Annotated in this window: 14 protein-coding genes and 1 tRNA gene; 7 read left to right on the forward strand and 8 right to left on the reverse strand. The window is 71.2% G+C overall.

The genetic code is table 11. From position 1 onward, the window contains the following. Positions 1-179 precede the first annotated feature (179 nt). Complete coding sequence (locus AC5R91_RS11425) at positions 180-1514, forward strand: DUF1254 domain-containing protein (protein WP_495397120.1); 1335 nt, start codon at positions 180-182, stop codon at positions 1512-1514. Here AC5R91_RS11425 and AC5R91_RS11430 read toward each other — a convergent pair whose 3' ends face one another. Together AC5R91_RS11430 and AC5R91_RS11435 are read right to left on the reverse strand one after the other, a co-directional pair. Next, on the reverse strand, positions 1515-3812 hold the full coding sequence (locus tag AC5R91_RS11430; protein ID WP_495397121.1) for a DUF7846 domain-containing protein: 2298 nt from the start codon (positions 3810-3812) through the stop codon (positions 1515-1517). A 26-nt stretch (positions 3813-3838) separates the two neighbouring features. After that, complete coding sequence (locus AC5R91_RS11435; RefSeq protein WP_495397122.1) at positions 3839-4576, reverse strand: single-stranded DNA-binding protein; 738 nt, start codon at positions 4574-4576, stop codon at positions 3839-3841. A gap of 386 nt (positions 4577-4962) precedes the next feature. Here AC5R91_RS11435 and AC5R91_RS11440 point away from each other — a divergent pair, with 386 nt between their 5' ends. Together AC5R91_RS11440 and AC5R91_RS11445 are read left to right on the forward strand one after the other, a co-directional pair. After that, positions 4963-5862: an aldo/keto reductase gene (locus tag AC5R91_RS11440; RefSeq protein ID WP_495397123.1), complete on the forward strand. Its 900-nt coding sequence runs from the start codon at positions 4963-4965 to the stop codon at positions 5860-5862. 224 nt (positions 5863-6086) lie between these two features. Next, positions 6087-6159, forward strand: a tRNA-Arg gene (locus tag AC5R91_RS11445). 96 nt (positions 6160-6255) lie between these two features. Here the strand turns inward: AC5R91_RS11445 and AC5R91_RS11450 are convergent. Both AC5R91_RS11450 and mdoC read right to left on the reverse strand, forming a co-directional pair. Next, positions 6256-6459 carry a hypothetical protein gene (locus AC5R91_RS11450; RefSeq protein WP_495397125.1) on the reverse strand — a complete coding sequence of 68 codons (204 nt, stop codon included), beginning with the start codon at positions 6457-6459 and terminating at the stop codon, positions 6256-6258. A gap of 176 nt (positions 6460-6635) precedes the next feature. Further along, positions 6636-7916, reverse strand: a complete 1281-nt coding sequence (gene mdoC, locus AC5R91_RS11455) for a glucans biosynthesis protein MdoC (RefSeq protein WP_495397126.1) — start codon at positions 7914-7916, stop codon at positions 6636-6638. 495 nt (positions 7917-8411) lie between these two features. On the opposite strand from mdoC, the gene AC5R91_RS11460 reads away from it, so the two are divergent. Continuing rightward, on the forward strand, positions 8412-8867 hold the full coding sequence (locus AC5R91_RS11460; RefSeq protein WP_495397127.1) for a hypothetical protein: 456 nt from the start codon (positions 8412-8414) through the stop codon (positions 8865-8867). A gap of 523 nt (positions 8868-9390) precedes the next feature. Next, complete coding sequence (locus tag AC5R91_RS11465) at positions 9391-9831, forward strand: hypothetical protein (protein ID WP_495397129.1); 441 nt, start codon at positions 9391-9393, stop codon at positions 9829-9831. Between the two features lie 268 nt (positions 9832-10099). Here the strand turns inward: AC5R91_RS11465 and AC5R91_RS11470 are convergent, their stop codons facing one another. The 4 genes from AC5R91_RS11470 to AC5R91_RS11485 all read right to left on the reverse strand — a co-directional run bounded on the left by AC5R91_RS11470 (position 10100) and on the right by AC5R91_RS11485 (position 13995). Next, the gene (locus tag AC5R91_RS11470; RefSeq protein ID WP_495392250.1) at positions 10100-11347 is read right to left on the reverse strand and encodes an IS4 family transposase; all 1248 of its coding nucleotides are present in this window, start codon (positions 11345-11347) and stop codon (positions 10100-10102) included. A 125-nt stretch (positions 11348-11472) separates the two neighbouring features. Then, positions 11473-11841, reverse strand: coding sequence for a hypothetical protein (locus tag AC5R91_RS11475; RefSeq protein ID WP_495397130.1), 369 nt, complete (start codon positions 11839-11841; stop codon positions 11473-11475). 789 nt (positions 11842-12630) lie between these two features. Next, positions 12631-13347, reverse strand: a complete 717-nt coding sequence (gene hypB / locus AC5R91_RS11480; protein ID WP_495397131.1) for a hydrogenase nickel incorporation protein HypB — start codon at positions 13345-13347, stop codon at positions 12631-12633. A gap of 174 nt (positions 13348-13521) precedes the next feature. Continuing rightward, complete coding sequence (locus tag AC5R91_RS11485; RefSeq protein WP_495397132.1) at positions 13522-13995, reverse strand: hydrogenase maturation nickel metallochaperone HypA; 474 nt, start codon at positions 13993-13995, stop codon at positions 13522-13524. A gap of 207 nt (positions 13996-14202) precedes the next feature. Between AC5R91_RS11485 and AC5R91_RS11490 the strand changes: the two genes are divergently transcribed. Further along, positions 14203-15174 carry an NADH-quinone oxidoreductase subunit B family protein gene (locus AC5R91_RS11490; protein ID WP_495397134.1) on the forward strand — a complete coding sequence of 324 codons (972 nt, stop codon included), beginning with the start codon at positions 14203-14205 and terminating at the stop codon, positions 15172-15174. Between the two features lie 71 nt (positions 15175-15245). Further along, positions 15246-16853 (forward strand): nickel-dependent hydrogenase large subunit, encoded by a 1608-nt coding sequence (locus tag AC5R91_RS11495; protein WP_495397135.1) that lies wholly within the window; start codon positions 15246-15248, stop codon positions 16851-16853. The last annotated feature ends 54 nt before the right edge of the window (positions 16854-16907 follow it).

Consider the following 16907-nt stretch of genomic DNA (forward strand, 5'->3'; position numbering starts at 1 on the left):
CATCGCGGCGACCACCCTCGCGGCGGTGATCGGTGGCGTGACCGCCCACCGCCCTTTCGCAGCCCGTTCCCGCCGGCCGCACCGGCCCTCACGGCCTCGGTGGGATACCTCCACCGGATCGCGGGCACGGACGGTACGAGAACCGACACCGGACGGCGAGAGGCGGCGGGCGGGCAGGTATGCGGGCGAATGACCACCGGTTCGGGCTGGCGGCCGAGGCGTACGTCTTCGGCTACCCGCTGGTGAGCAACGTCCGGCTGAGCGGGCGGTTCGCGGGCGAGGGGATCGGGCTGCTCGCACCCGCCGGGTTCAACGCCTTCGCCCATATGCGTGATCTTCCGGGCCCACGCTCGGCGTTCGTGAGCGTCAACGCGGGCGTGCTGCACTCGGTGGCGCAGGTCGACCTCGCACCAGGCCCGCTGGTCCTGTCCGTCCCGGACTGCGGCGACCGGTACAGCCTGCTGCTGTTCGTCGACGCCTGGCGCAACAACTTCGCCTACGCGGGGCGACGGACCGGCTCCGGGCGCGGCGGGTCGTACGTGCTCGTTCCGCCCGGCTGGGGGGAGCCGACGCCACCGGACCTGATCCGCATCGAGGCGCCGAGCCGACTGCTGACCATGATCGTCCGCTTCGGCCTCGACGACCCGGCCGATGCCCGCCCGGTCCACCGGCTCCAGGACGAGCTCCGGCTGCGTCCCCTCGACCCCGGCGCGCGCCGAGCGGAGGGACCGCCGGAGCATTCGAAGAGCGTCTGCGACGACCTGCGGTTCTGGGAGGAGCTGCGGATCTGGCTGCGGGCCTGTCCCCCGCCGCCGGCCGAGGCCGACTACGCCCGCCGCTTCGCGCCGCTCGGGATCTTCGACGACCCCTCGCCGTACGTCGATCCCGATCCGGCGCTCACCTGGTCGCTGCGCGGCGGGCTGCGCGCCGGCCGCGACGGGCTCGAGCGCGTCGCCCACGTCGGGCGGGCACTGAGCAACGGCTGGTCGAGCACCCCGCACGCCCTCGACTTCAACATCGACCGCCTGGGGCCGGGAACCCGCGACGAGCCGGCCTGGCGGATGACCGACCGCGAGCAGGCCCGGCTGGCCCGGGCGATGGCGGCCCGTCAACCGATCGGCGCGACCCACGGCTACGAGAGCATCGAGGCGACCTGCCTGGTGGACGTCGAGGGCCGCCGTCTGACGGGCGCCCACCGCTACACCCTCGACCTCGCGCCACCGCCCCCGACGGCGGAATGGTCGGTGACGATGTACGACGCCCCCGAGTACTACCTGGTGGACAATCCCCTGCACCGGTTCGCCCTGGGCAGTCGATCCCGCGACCTGCGCCGCGGGCCGGACGGCTCGGTCCGTGTCCTCATCCAGAGCGATCCCCCGTCCGACGAGGTCGAGCAGGCCAACTGGCTGCCGGCGGCGACCGGCGACTTCCGTCCCACGCTGCGGATCTACGGCCCTGGCGAGGACGTGCTCGACGGCACGTACGCGCCGCCACCGATCCGCCGCGTCGATTGATCACCTGGCCCCCTCGGCTGTCCGCGGCTTCGCCCCCTGGGCGGCATCGACGTCGGCGAGGGTGACCCGCAGCGGCGGCCGGGCACCCGTGCCGACCTCGTCGACCTGCCCCACCGACCCGAGCACCGTGACCGCGGGCTCGCCCCGGTCCGGCGCGGCGCGGCCCGCAGCGAGCCGCACGGGCAGGATCTGCTGGTCGACGGTGCGCTCGTGCCCCTGGCGGTCCGTCGCGTAGAGCGTCACGGTGACGGAGGTTCCACGGCCGCCGCGGACCACCGTCGCCGTCGGGCGGGCGGGCGGTCTACGCGCCGCGCGCGGGCGGGCCGACCCCGTGCCGTCGTCGAGGGCAGGGTCGTCGAGGGCAAGGTCGTTCACGTCAAGGCCGTCGTCGTCGACGGTGAACGTGAGCGACGTCGCCGCCCGCGGGTCGACCGGGATGGACAGCCGGTCGCGGCCGGCGGTGAGCACGAGCCGGGCGGACCGGCTCCGGGGCGGCGTGGCGCCGGCCGGAACGGCGACCGTCGCCGCCACCCGGTCCCCGGTGCGGACCGCGAGTCGCTCGACCCGCGCCGTGGACGGCGACCCGGGCGATCGGTCGTACGCGGGGGCGAGGCGCAGCAGGTAGGCCGGCCGCCCGGGGTGGTCCGCGACCACGGTGAGGTCGTCGACACCGCGGGCGATCGCGTACAGCACCGGGTCGTCGAGATCCGGGCCGTTGGCCGTCACGGGGGTGGGATGGCCGAGGAACGCCGGGTTCGCCGCGACGAACACCAGCGGCCGGTCCGGCAGCCGGCGCAGCATGGCCCGCAGATCCCGGTCGTTGCCGGTCAACGCGAGGTTGTCGCGCACCGCCCCGGTGAGGACCACGATCGTGAGGGTGACGACGGCCGCCACGACCGGCACGAGCACGGCGAACCCGAGCCGGCGTCCACGGGCGACCAGGGCAGCCGCGCCCCACGCGCATCCGGTCGCGCCGAGGTGCACGAGCGGGATGAGGACGGCGACCATGTAGAAGGGGCCGACGTAGCGGATGCCGCCCCACAGCTCGGCGGCGTTCCACGCTCCCCAGAAGCCGACATACCCGATCAGGAACAGCAGGCCGCCGAGGCCCAGCATCGCGGCGGGCGCGGACAGCCGCCGCCGCACCGCGGCGGCGAGCGACGCCGCCGCAAGCACGGCGCCGCCGAAGGCCCAGCCGCCGAGCAGCCAGAGGTGGTCCCCGACGGAGCTCAGGCCGTCGGTGAGACCGAAGTCGTGCCGCCCGTCGGCCGGGTAGAGCCTGCGCAGCCCGAAACCGATCCGATCGTCGGGTTCGAGCAGCGCGAACGGCAGGCGCAGCGGGTTCCCAGTCGCCGCCGCGTTCGTGAACAGCACGACCACCGCCGGCGCGGCCAGGCCGCACACCAGCCAGCGCGCCAGCCACCAGCGCCGCCTGGCCGAGGTCACCAGCAGCCAGACCGCGAGGGGTGCCAGCAGCAGCACGACGTCGTACGGCCGCACCGCCGCGGCGACGCCGAGCGCGACCCCGGCACCCACCACGGGCGGCGCGCGGTGTGTCCGCCGGCCTCGGAGCACCCCGAGCACGGTCGCCTGGAGCAGGACCAGCGCCGGCAGGTAGCTGAGCACCATGGCGCTCTGCAGAAGCACCAGCGGGGACAGGGCGAGCAGGGTCGCGGCCAGCGCCGCGACCCTGCGGCTGCCCGACAGTTCGACGCCGAGCAGGTAGGTGACGACGACCGCCGCCGCCGCGATGACGGCGAGCGCCGGATCGATGCTGCCGGCGACGAACAGGCTGGCCGCGAAGATCGCGGGCACGAAGGGCGTGTACTTCAGGACGTAGTGGTCGTCGATCACGGTGCCGAGCCACGGCAGGTAGGACTGCGCGGGATGCGGCGCGGGCGGGAACAGCCTGCCCTCGGCCAGCGTCCGAGCGTGCAACAGGTAGATGCCCTCGTCGTTGTTGACCGACAGCAGGGGGAAGACGGTGTGCCGCAGCACGACGGCGGCGGCGGCGCTCAGCACGGCGAGCATCGCGACGTACCGCGCTGCCGCCGGAGCAGCGGCGAGGCGCCCCCGCAGGCGTCGGCCCAGGGCATCCCCGCCCGGCCCCCCGCCACTGCCCGTGGGGGCCGTTCCCCGAACTGCCCGCTGCGCCGGGACGGCCGGCAGCGCCGGACCGGAGTCCGGCTCGGCGGGCGCGGGTGCGCGCCGCCTGCTCTCGTGCCGGCTGCTCACCCCCGGCACGCTACCCAGCGCCGCCGACGGCGACGGCGACAGGGCCCCCCCACCTTCACGCATTGCAGTCACCACCGGACATGAGGTGATCAGTGCTGCTCAGTGGCGGCGGCGAACGCGCGCCAGGGCGAGCCGTCTCCTCCCGAGCCGGACGGGAAGGGCATCGCCCCCACTCCCTCTACGCCCAGGGCGTCGGCCCGCGGTGCCGCCGTAGCCAGCGGCGCGGACATCCCCGGCACCAGGCCGGCCGCCGACGATCCGATCGCGGCGACTCCGATCGGCTGCACGTCCCTCGTCAGGGCGTGGACCAGCTCCTCCCCTCCGCCGGTAACCGCGACCGACGCGACGGGCTCCGGCTGCGACAGGCCGACCTCGGCCGGCTCGCGCAGGTCGACCAGCGGCCCGCCGCCGGGCAGGTTGAGCCCGGTGGCCGCGACCGGTGCGGCTTCGGGCGCGGCGGGCCGCCGAGTAAGCCGCTGGGAGCGCGCCGCGTGCCAGGTCAGCTCCGTGCCGACGGCGTCGGCGTCGATCTCGTAGCTGACGCGCCGCTCCCCCTCGCTCGTCTCGAACGAGCGCTGCCGCAGCCGGCCGTAGACCAGCGCCCGGTCCCCGCGCACGAGGCTCGCAGCGACGTTGTCGGCAAGCTGCCGCCAGCAGGACACGCGAAGAAACAGGGTCGCGCCGTCGACCCACCGATTCTCGGATCGGTCGAAGCGGCGCGGCGTGGAGGCCAGGCGGAAACTGCACACCGAGGCACCGTTCGTCGTCGTCCGGTGCTCCGGATCCTCGACGAGGTTGCCGACGAGGGTGATGGTCGTGTCGAGCATCGCGTGCTCCTCGGGTCAGGGAGGAAGGTGCCGGCGCGGCGTTGCGCCGGCGTCGTTCCACTGTGGGCCGCCAGGGGCGGACCCGGAAGCCCCGACCATCGGGCTGTGGATAACCGCCGTCCGTCCACACCCTCCCCATCCCAGGCATCCCCGCTTCGGACCACCCCGCCCGAACTCGTCCGGACCCGTCCGGGCCAGGCGAGCAATACCGACGACCGGAGCGGGAACACCATCCCCGGACGCCCGGTTGCCGATCCTTGAGTCGGCGAGATGCCCGATGGCCCGATCGGACGATGCGGCGCCCGGCCCGGCGTCCACCTGAGGCCCGGCGATCAGGTCCCGCCGACGTGGTTCCCCACCAGCACCGTCGTACCCGGAGGACAGCGATGTCGACGACCACGACCAGCTCGACCACCAGCCCAGACGGCACCCCCACGGCCGCCGGCAGCGGCACCTTCCTGCTCGGCGGCGACCTGCCGATCACCCGGCTCGGGTTCGGCGCCATGCGCATCACCGGCCCCGGCATCTGGGGTCCCCCCGCCGATCCGGCCGAGGCCCGCGCCGTGCTGCGGCGGGCGGTGGAGCTCGGCGTGGACTTCATCGACACCGCCGACTCCTACGGCCCCCACGTCAGCGAGGAACTGATCGCCGAGGCGCTGCACCCTTACCCCGAGGGGCTGGTCATCGCGACCAAGGGCGGCCTGACCCGGCAGGGCCCGAACCGGTGGGCCCCCGTCGCCCGCCCCGCCTACCTTCGCCAGCAGGTGGAGATGTCGCTGCGCCGGCTGAAGCTGGAGCGGATCGACCTCTACCAGCTCCACCGCATCGACCCCGGCACCCCCGTCGAGGACTCCCTCGGTGAGCTGCGGGCGCTGCAGCAGGAGGGGAAGATTCGCCACATCGGCCTGTCCGAGGTCAGCGTCGCCGAACTGGCCCACGCCCGCTCCCTCGTTCCGGTCGTCAGCGTGCAGAACCGCTACAACCTCGCCTACCGGACCGCCGAGGACGTCCTCGACTACTCCGACCGCGAGGGCATCGGCTTCATCCCGTGGAACCCGGTCGACACCGGCCGGCTCGCCCTTCCCGGCAGCGTCCTCGACGCCGCCGCCAAGCACCACAGCGCCGGCCCCGCCCAGCTTGCCCTCGCCTGGCTGCTGCGCCGGTCCCCCGTCGTGCTGCCGATTCCGGGCACGTCGTCGGTGGCCCATCTGGAGGAGAACATCGCAGCGGCCGGAGTCGAGCTCACTGACGACGAGTTCGCCGACCTGTCCCGCCTGGCCTCCTGACCCCCCGGCGACCCGCACCGCAACATCTCGCGCCCCGGTCTCCGTCCCCGGCATGGCCCGATCGGACCAGCTGACCGGGGCGCGGCCACTCCTGCGCCGTTCCCCCGCACCCCCCACGCGGTCGCCCCGACTCACCGGCCGGCGACGTGTCCCCGCGTGTCCAGTACCTGGTCAGGGCTTGCTACCCTGGGTGGAGCTTCCCGGTAGGCCCATCCTGTACCAACGCGCCCGTAGCTCAGTGGATAGAGCGAGTGCCTTCTAAGCACCAGGTCGCAGGTTCGATCCCTGCCGGGCGCACCCAGCAGGGTGACAGCACCCCTGACCTGCGGTTTCGGGTTCGAGTATCGCCGACGTCGATCAAGGTCGCAATTTCGCGCGCTGAAGGTTCACCTTCTAGCCCTCGAGATCGCCGCCATCGCGCTGGTAATAGACAGAGACGGAATGCCAGGCACCGTCGGCCGTGACCTCTGTATGCATCACCAAGTCCTGAATCTCGACATCACCCAACGCATCGATCGAGTCGGCGACCCGTCGAAGCAGAGCACCGACGTCGTCCTGATCGGGACCCAGGGGATTTGCTTGGGAGAAGTGGTACACGGTCCAGCGATCCCGAGCCCCATCTCGATGTTCTGCCGGATGCTCTGCCACCCTTCAGCCTCGATCCACTGCATCATCCGACGCGCATAGGGCGAGCCCACCGCTGGGCACCGCCGGTGCATCCGTCGTCGCGGTCACCGAAGGGGTCCGGGCGGTACACCTCGCGAGACGCGGCACTACAGGATCCAGTGGAGCTGCTGGGTCCGTTCCGGGTCCAGGTGGCCGGCTGGGGGAAGCCAGCGCAGCGGCTGGGTTCGCTCGGATTCCGGCCCGGCGGCCGCCGTCACGGTCGGAATCCTGGTCGCGGTCGCCGCGACGGGCCGGCGGTCGCCATGGCGGCCACCGGCTGGGAACTTTCCGTTGAAGATCTTGCGGAGAAAGGGCGACCGCAGGATGACGAAATGGTGGAGGGCGAGAGTCACGCCGAAGGTGAGGGCCGTGACCAGGAGCATCTGCGGCCAACGCAGGCTCGGGTCGAACGACAGAAGCGTGGCGATGGCGTAGATCCAGAAGTAGTGGAAGAGATAGACCGTGTATGAAGCGTCGGAAAGGTAGCGGATGGCCGGCCGAGGGCCGGGAACGAGCCGGCTCGCCACGGCGAACAGGTTGGCGGTGATCGCGACGGTGAACAGGGTCCGGCTGAGTACCAGGCCGGTGGACGAGGCCAGCCCGCCCACCCAGCCTCGGGTGGACGCCAGCAGCAGGACGCCGGCCACGGCAAGCAGGATCGGCGCGGGCCGCTGGAAGGCCGACAGGAGTCGCCGCCGATCCAGGTAGAGAAGCACTCCGAGGAGGAAGAACGGCAGGAAGTCCAGCGTCTCCTCGATCGGGAGATCGAGGGGGTCGGAACCGATGGCGGGAACGACGGCGGCCCGGTATCCCCCGCGAATGAGGATGGTGGTAGCCATGACCGACGCGATGATCGTGCCCATGACGCGTGGTCGGCCGGTGGTTGCCCGCCGGTAGACGGGGCTGGAGACGACGCGGGACAGCACGGTCACGGCCGCCGGGGTGCACAGCGCGTAGACGAGCAACGCCACAAGAAACCAGAGCTGCAGAAGCCAGCGCAGCTCCCCCGCCGGCTCGGGGACGGTGTGCCCCTCCAGGAAGTCCAGGAACGAGACGTCCGGGTTGTGGAAGTTGTAACTCAGCCATAGTGCGGTGGGGTTGAACAGGACCAGGGTGCACACGAAGGGAATTCCCACGCTGGCGAGCCTGCGGCGCACGGTGCGCGCGGGCCCGTATTTCCCGACGAGCATCGCGGAGAGAAATCCCGAGATCAGAAAGAAGTCCGCCATCCGGAAAAGGCCGGAGGCATAGGCGATCCCGTGGAAGACCGGGTCGTCACCGAGCGTCGAGGCGTGTACGAAGACTCCGCCCAGCATGAAGATGCCGCGTAACGCGTCCAGGTGATGGTAATGTGCGTCCGGCGCGGACGGTGCCGCCTTTCCCCCCACGATGCCTCCACCAAGACCACCGGACCGCTCCGGCATCCCCCTACGGCCAACGCCCTCCACTGAAGACGTAGGCGGACACACTTGAGTCCATATCGTATGGAAAGCGACGACCGTCCCTGACGCCGGGGGCGCGAGCGTCGAAGGGATACGACCAGTCGGCCGATCGACTCCGACTCGGAGCTCGGCGTTTTCTCGATGTTGTTCCTCTGTTGCGTCAACGAAGATCCGACGATGTTGCTGGTTGCGGCGGATCGGCAGAGTGGATGCTTGCACGCGGCCTGAGAGCGCTCACGCCGACCCCCTGCGCGAGCCACGGCGTCGATCCTGCCGCAACGCGTTCACTAGCGTCGTCCTCCCCTCGCCATTGCTCGCCGGGCGGGCCGAGCCCCCAGGGCGGCCGGCATGGCGCGCTCGCCACCATGCCACGGCATCAACAGGCACGTCGCAATCCCGACAAGATCTATTCGTGGCCGCCCGAGGCACTACATTTCTTGGATGCCCCTCTCGGACCTACCCGCCAACCGCGACGTGCTTACCTATCTGCGCGATCAGGCCGTGCGTCCACGCCGCGAGTCCGAACGGTATGTCCTGGACGGCTGGGAGCTTCACACGCACCCCGACCTCGTTGAACGATTTGATCTGATCTCTCCGTCGCGCGAGGCCATCACGCCGGTCTTTGGAGTTCCGGTGGTGGTCGCGAACGGCATTGCCGCGGCCTTCGCGACGGGCACAGGCTGGCTGCTCCTCCGTCTGCCGCAGCCGCCCACCGACGTCGAGATGATCGAACCGATTGCAGCACTGGACGGAAAGGGCTGGCACAGCGTCGATGCCTGGCAGGATGTGAGCAATCGCTCACTTAGCCGATTGCAATCGCTGACTCACGCCGCCAAGGAGTATGCAGCCGAGCTGGCGGGAGATCCACCCGTGCAGCCTTCTGCTCAGTGGCAATAGCAGTCAGGGTCGGGAACCATCGCGGCTCGGTGGCTCCGCCCGGCAATCACCCGCTCGGCCCCGGTTCGCAGCGTCCCGGCGAAGGGTCGGGTATCGGCGTTTCGACCGGACGAACCCTCGTCCGGTCGCGGCGTGGCGCTCCGGGTGCCGACCACAGGGACGGCACGCCCGGGGGGATCGACATTCCACGGCTGATCGCCGAGGATTTCGGTGCGGCGAGCGTCCGAACTGCTGGATGACGAGCGCCTGCCCGGGCGCAGCACCGGGGTAAGCCGAAAGCGCAGTCCGTCGACGGCCCCGGCGGCGACGCGCGCCTCGCCCGCGAGGCCGCGGCGGAGATCGCGCAGATCACAGGGGTCGTCGGGTTTCGGCGACCCCGCCAGATTGCGTAGGCACGCGGAGGCCACGCATCACCCGAAAGTGCCATTCGCTTGCCTCCAGCGTCGCCAGGCGATTCCCTCGGAGAGGCCAGGGAACCACCGCAAGATAGGTAGTACCCGGACAATTAGGGAGGCGCTGCGCCTTGTCATCGCGATGGACCGCGAGGAGGAGCGCACGAAGGTTCCGCCTGGGGGCGTCCGCCCTGGCGGAAACCGGCGCGACCACCACGATCGGGCCCGCCACGGCACCGCGCCGCTGGCAGCCGATCGGACACATCGAGGTCGGCCGGGACTGGCGGCGCTGCGGGGCGGAGGAGGGCGGCTGCGGCGTGCTGCTTCCGCTGAACCAGCAGACCTGCCCCCGGTGCGGCCGGACGAACCGCGAGGATCTGCTGCCCCTGAACATCCGCCGGCTGCTGCCCACCCACGACGCCTACGACCACGCCGTGGCCGTCCTACGGGGCACCTGGTCCGGGCCGAGACCGAACCTGCCGGGCAGGCCGGAGCTCACCGGCGCACCGGCTGCCGTGACCAGCGGTGAGACTCCCACCGCCACGCCGGATTCTGGAGTACATGATTTCTGACTGACCGCCCAGACGTCGCGGTGCGGACAAGTCTCAATGCCACTTCCGCTAAGTTGATCAAGCTGTGACCTGGGGTTTCACCGGGTTGGCGAGTCTGATCGTGGGCGGGGCATGGTGGCGGATGCCGTGCTGGCCGGGTTTCTTGACCGGGTACTGGTTGTGGCGGGCTCGGCGGACGACGTGGGGGTAGGTGCGTTCGCGGCGGGTGTTGAGCCGGGTCGGTCGGGTGATGTCGGTGGCGATCTCGCCTTGGGTGCGTGCCCGCTGGTCAGGGGGAAAAAGCCGGGTCGGTGGCGACCCGGTCCCGGATGATCCTGACAGTGCGCTTGAACTTGATCCGGTCGGGGTCGATCCCGGCGGCGGTCGCGGCCTGGCAGGTCAGCGCGCTGATCGCGTGGTGGGTGAGCAGGTAGCCGTAGATCTCCTGGTAGACGGTGTCGGGGTGCTTCGAGCGCAGGACCTTCCCCGGGCCGCGTAGGTAGGTCTTGAGCTGCCTGTTACCGGTCTCGTGTTCCCAGCGCTGCCGGTAGGCCCCGGCCAGCGCGGACGCGGTCGCGTCGCGTGGGTTGAGGATCGTGGTGAGCAGGGCGATGACCTCGTGTTTCCCGTCGCCGTCCCGGTCGGGCACGTCGTACTCGACGAGACGGGCGTAGCGGGCCTTCGCCGGGTCGAGTACCTCACCGGCGCGGGCCGCGGCGACCAGGGCGTCCCGCGCCTTCCCGGTGATCTTCGGGTTGACCAGGACCGTCAGGTACGAGCCGTCGGACAACGCGCGCAGCGGCGGCAGCCGCAGGCTGGCCTTGACCCGCCACAGCAGTGCCGCGCCGGTGTCCGCGGCCGTGCACCAGTCGGTCCAGGAGTAGAAGTTGCGGTCCGCGAGCAGAAGCCAGCGTTCGGCCAGCCGTGGGTACAGGGTGCGGGCCAGGGCCTGCTCGCTGGCGGGCTTCGCGCCGCCGGCCGGGCCGAGCACGGCCAGCACCGGCGCGTGCGAGGCGCACTCGGACACGGTGAGGGCGCGGACCTTCGGCAGCGCCCCCGGCGCGCCGTCGCGGCCCGCGGGCAGGCCGAACGCGGCGATGTTCTCCGCCGAGGCGGGCGCGTCCCACTCCAGTCCGTCGATACTCATCAGCCGCCACGGGCCGAGGAACGCCCCGACCGTGTCGAGGTCCGCGACCGGCCCGGCGACCTGCGAGAACAGTTCCGCCAGCGGTGCCGCACCGAGCCGCTGGCGGGCTTTGGTCAGCCCGCCCGAGGTCGGTTCCCATCGCGGCCCGACCACGTCGAGATCGTCAAGCGTGGTAGCGAGCCGGCGCGCGACCGCCTCGTAGTCGTCGTCCGCGAACAACGCGAGCGCCATCACGAAGTAGACCGCGACCCGCGGCGGGATCGTCGTGTCGCTGCGCCGGGCACCCGTCCCGGTCGCCTCGATCGCCTCGTCGACCGCATCCCGCGACACGAACGACGTCAGGACCCCCAACGAGATCCAGTCCATCAGCTGGCTACCCGTGTCCGTCACAGCCCACGATCATGCCGCCAACCAGGCAGAACCACCCGAACCGACACACCGCAACCAGTCAAGATCCAAATAGTGGAAGTGGCATTGGGACAAGTCTCCGACCTGCGCCGCGCCTCGGGCTCGGCTCAGTCCTCCGGTGAGCGCACCAGGTAGGCCGCGACATCGAGATGGCGGAACTCCCATACGCCGCCAGTCTGGATCAGCACTCTGCGATCGCAGGCATCCTCAAGGAAGCCGAGAATGCCAACCGGCAACGCGTGACGCCAGGCGAGCCAGTAGCGCGCGAGTACGAGCTGGCTCCAGGGGGTTTCCAGCGCCGCCGCGATTCCGTCACCGGCCAAGCCGACCAGCAGGACTGCTACCGACCCATGGATGGAGGTGAACAGGAGGGCGACGCCGCCACTCCACCCGGCGAGGAGGGCCCCGACGGGCAGGGCGACGTAGAGCGCAAAACGCCGGTCCTGGCGCAGCGAAGTCCGCGGATCATCGCCCACGGTTCCGGTCGCCGACCGGCCGGTCGGCGACGGGCGCCGCCGCGCGGGCGGCCTGACGCCCCAGCGGCGCACCCCGCCGACGGAGCTGAACGCAGCCCCCGACACCAATCCTCGCCGCCGATCCGGCCGACGAACCGGACCCTGCTGGCGGCAGGGCTGCCGCCACCCTGCGGGGCCCTGTCGACCCCGCTGATGACCGCACTGGCCCGGGCGGTCTACAGCCCACGGCCCGGCGAACACAGCGGTGCCCCGCCGAACCCGCAGGAGCTGCTTGACCTTGGCCGGAGCGGCGACCAGACCGCGGCCGGACGGCACCTGCAGGACCGGCTCATCCCGGCCACGGCGACCGTCGGCGGCCGAATCGGCGGTGCGCCGGCGGCGGGAGTGGGGTTCCGCGGGACGCTTCGGTCGACTCCCGCTCCGGCAGGGATCAGCAGACAGCCGACGACGGGGGGTAGGGCTGGCAGGGGGGCCCTCCGGGCGGCGGGCAGCCGGCGCCCGTGGTGAGGAAGCCGAAGGCGGCCGCCACCGCGACGGCGGCCAGTACCCGGCGTTTACCCGCATTACGTGAATGCCTGCGATCGCCGCTGGATGGGCGCATGTCTCCGACCTTTCCGCGTTCCGCAATCCCGATCACAGGCTTTCTATCGGATCGGTCTCAATAACTGAACGCGACGCGCCGAGCGCTCCCCCACCCAATGTTCGATCTTCTCCGGATCGCCGACCCCCCGGAGACGCACCATCGGATTTCCCACCGACGCCGAAATGTCAATTAAATCACGGCACAACCTAACGCCGGGTAGGGGCTGCACCAGGTGCTCCGAGCGGGTCTGCCAGCCAGTCGCACCAGGCGTTGACGCCCTCCCCGGTGCGAGCGCTGACGGCAAGCACCTCCACCCCCGGATGCACGGCGTCGAGGTTGCGCCGGAACGCCTCGGCGTCGAAGTCGAGATGGGGCAGCAGATCCGTCTTGTTGACGAGCACGAGATCCGCGGAGCGGAACATCACCGGATACTTGAGCGGTTTCTCCTCGCCCTCGGTCACGGCGAACACCATGGCGCGCCGGTCCTCACCGACGGCGAACTCGGCGGGGCACACCAGATTGCCGACGTTCTCGATGATGACGAGGTCGAGTTCGGCGAGCGGCAGCCGGGGCAGCGCCGAGGCGATCATCGGCGCATCCAGGTGGCATTCCCCGCCGAAGCCGTTGCCGGTGTTTACCAGGGCGATCGACGCGCCGAACCCGTCGAGGCGATCGGCGTCCAGGCTGGTCTCGATGTCCCCCTCGATGACGCCGATCCGCCGGTGCGGCGCGAGGCGGCGCAGCGTCTCGGCGAGCAGGGTCGTCTTCCCGGCACCGGGCGCGGACATCAGGTTCACCACGGTGACGCCGGCCGCGTCGAAAGCCGCCCGGTTGGCCCGCGCAACCCGCTCGTTCTCCCCGAGAATCCGCTCCAGCACCTCGACCCGTTCCGCGCCGGTGCGGTAGCCGGAATGGTCCCCCACCGATCCGGGGTGCGCATGACCGTCCTCGTGCGGATGACCGTCCTCGTGCGGATGACCGTCCTCGTGCGGATGGTCGTGCGGATGGCTGTTTGAGTGTGGATTGCTGTGTGGGTGCGGATTGCTGTGTGGGTGCGGATTGCTGTGTGGGTGTGGATGAAATCGACCCATGGTTCGTCACGCCTCCACGGCGTCGGTCGCCACCTCGAAAGAGGTGACGAGAAACTCCTCGCCGCTGACCAGGACGACGTCGGTGGTGCCACAGGCGGCGCAACGCAGGATCGGCACGGCGAGCTCGCTGTACGCGCCGCACCGCCGGCAGCGCACCCCGGCCGGGACAGCGTCGACAACCAGCACCGACCCGGCCAGTACCTCGGCCCCGGCCGCGTCGGCGTGCGCCAGCTCCCAGCAGTAGACGAGGGTGTCCGGCACCACCTGCCGCAGCGCCCCCACCCGCAGATGCACCCGGGTCACCCGCCGGCCGGCCGCGTGCCGGGCGACGATGCCCGCGACGGATCGGCAGATCGACAGCTCGTGCACCGCGCCGCCCTCCCTGACGTCCAGCCGGGCTCCCTGACGTCCAGCCGGCTTCTTGACGTCCAGCCGGGCTCCTTGACGTCCGCCGGACTCACTGACGTCCGCCGGGCTCACTGTGGTCCTGCCGCGCACACAGCGGCAAACGCCACCACGCATTGGTGGCAGCCTCCGCACACGACGCATCGGCGTCCCCTTCCCGGGCACGTAGCGTCGCTGTGCCGGCAGTCCTCGTGCGGCTGAGCCATGCGACGCGAGGCGCGCGGCGACCGGTCGCGACCCGCCGCCCCACCGGTTGCCGGCCATCCGACGAAGGGACCACCGATGTCATCCGTGCTCTGGTTTCAGGGCGGGGCGTGCAGCGGCAACACGATGTCGTTCCTGAACGCCGAGGAACCCACCGTCATCGACCTGATCACCGACTTCGGCCTGGACCTGCTCTGGCATCCGTCGCTGGGCCTGGCCACCGGCGGGCAGGCGCGGGAGCTGTTCTGGAACTGCGCCCGGGGTGAGCGGCCGGTCGACGTCTTCGTCTTCGAGGGCTCGGTGATGCGCGGCCCGGACGGCAGCGGCCGCTTCGACGTGTTCGCCGACCGGCCGATGCAGGACTGGGTGCGCGACCTCGCTCACCAGGCCCAGGTGGTCGTGGCGATCGGGGACTGCGCCTGCTGGGGCGGGGTCCCGGCGACGGCGCCGAACCCGACCGACTCCACCGGACTGCAGTTCCACAAGCGCACCCCGGGCGGGTTCCTCGGCCCGGACTTCCGCTCGCGGGCCGGGCTGCCCGTCATCAACGTGCCTGGCTGCCCCGCCCATCCGGACTGGATCACGCAGATCCTGGTGGCGCTGGCCACCGGTCGGGCCGCCGACATCGCGCTCGACGAGCTGCACCGGCCGCAGACGTTCTTCACCACGTTCACCCACACGGGCTGCACCCGTAACCAGTACTTCGAGTACAAGCAGTCGACGCTGACCTTCGGCGACGGGACGCGGCAGGGCTGCCTGTTCTACGAGTTCGGCTGCCGCGGGCCGATGACACACTCCCCGTGCAACCGGATCCTGTGGAACCGCCAGTCGTCGAAGACCCGGGCCGGCATGCCCTGCATCGGCTGCACCGAGCCGGAGTTCCCGTTCTTCGACCTCGCCCCCGGCACGGTCTTCGGGACCCAGAAGGTCGCCGGAGTCATCCCGCGGGAGGTCCCCGAGGGCAGCGGCCACCTCGCCTATCTGGCCCAGGCGGCGGCCGCCCGGCTGGCCGCGCCGGAGTGGTCGAAGAAGGACATGTTCGTCGTCTGACCCCGCCGGCAGGCAGCGCGCGTCCCGCCCGGGAGCCCGCGAGGAACCGCACAGGAAAGAAGAGATTTGCGATGACGACCGTCGATCTCAACGTCAGCCCGATGGGGCGCGTCGAGGGTGACCTCGACGTCCGGGTCACGATCGACGACGGGGTGGTGGCCTCGGCCTGGACCGAGGCGGCGATGTTCCGCGGCTTCGAGATCATCCTGCGAGGCAAGGACCCCCAGGCCGGCCTCATCGTGACCCCGCGGATCTGCGGGATCTGCGGCGGCAGCCACCTGTACAAGTCGGCGTACGCGCTGGACGTGGCGTGGCAGACCGAGCTGCCGCCGAACGCGACGCTGATCCGCAACATCGCGCAGGCGTGCGAGACGCTGCAGAGCATCCCGCGGTGCTTCTACGCGCTGTTCGCCATCGACCTGACCAACCCCAGGTACGCCTCCTCGCAGCTCTACCCGGAGGCGGTGCGCCGCTTCACCCCGTTCACCGGGTCCAGCTACGGCCCCGGGGTGGTGCTGTCCGCCAAGCCGATCGAGGTGTACGCCATCTTCGGCGGGCAGTGGCCGCACTCGAGCTTCATGGTGCCGGGCGGGGTGATGTGCGCGCCGACGCTCACGGACGTGACCCGCTCCATCGCGATCCTGGAGCACTGGAAGACCGAGTGGCTCGAGAAGCAGTGGCTGGGCTGCTCGGTGGACCGCTGGCTGGCCAACCGCACCTGGGCGGACGTGCTCGCCTGGGTGTACGAGAACGAGGCCCAGCACGACAGCGACTGCGGCTTCTTCCTGCGCTACTGCCTCGACATCGGTCTCGACGGCTACGGCCAGGGCATCGGCAACTATCTGGCAACCGGGACGTACTTCTCCCCCGACCTGTACGGGCGACCGACGATCGAGGGCCGCAACGCGGCGCTCATCGGCCGCTCCGGGGTGTACGCCGGCGGCGCCTACAGCGCGTTCGACCAGGCCCGGGTGCGCGAGGACGTCACCCACTCGTTCTACGCGGGCACCTCGGCGCGCCACCCGTTCGACGGGGAGACCAACCCGATCGACCCGGTCCGCGGCCGCGAGCAGGGCAAGTACAGCTGGGCGAAGTCCCCCCGCTACGACGTACCCAACCTCGGGTACGTGCCGCTGGAGGCCGGCCCGCTGGCCCGCCGGGTCGCCGCCGCCGCCCCGGGCGCGGCCGCCCATCAGGACGACGACCCGCTGTTCGGGGACATCCTCGACGCGATCGGCCCGTCGGTGATGGTGCGCCTGCTCGCCCGGATGCACGAGGCGGCGAAGTACTACCGCTGGGTGCGTGGCTGGCTGGACCAGATCGACCTGCACGAGCCGTTCCACGCCACGCCGGTGGAACGCGCCGACGGGCGCGGCTTCGGCTCGACGGAGGCGGCCCGCGGCTCGCTGTCCGACTGGATCGTCCTGGAGAACGGCAAGATCGCGAACTATCAGGTGGTCACGCCGACGGCCTGGAACATCGGGCCTCGCGACGGTGACGGCACGCCCGGCCCGATCGAGGCCGCGCTGGTCGGCACGCCGGTCGCCGACCCGGCCGACCCGGCCGAGCTCGGCCACGTGGCCCGCAGCTTCGACTCCTGCCTGGTCTGCACGGTCCACGCCTACGACGGGCGGACCGGCAAGGAACTGAGCAAGTTCGTCATCAACGGGGACCTTTGACCACCGGACGACCGGTACCCGCCGGACGACCGGTACCCGCCGGACGGCCGGTAC

The sequence above is a fragment of the Frankia sp. BMG5.60 genome, assembly GCF_059428125.1.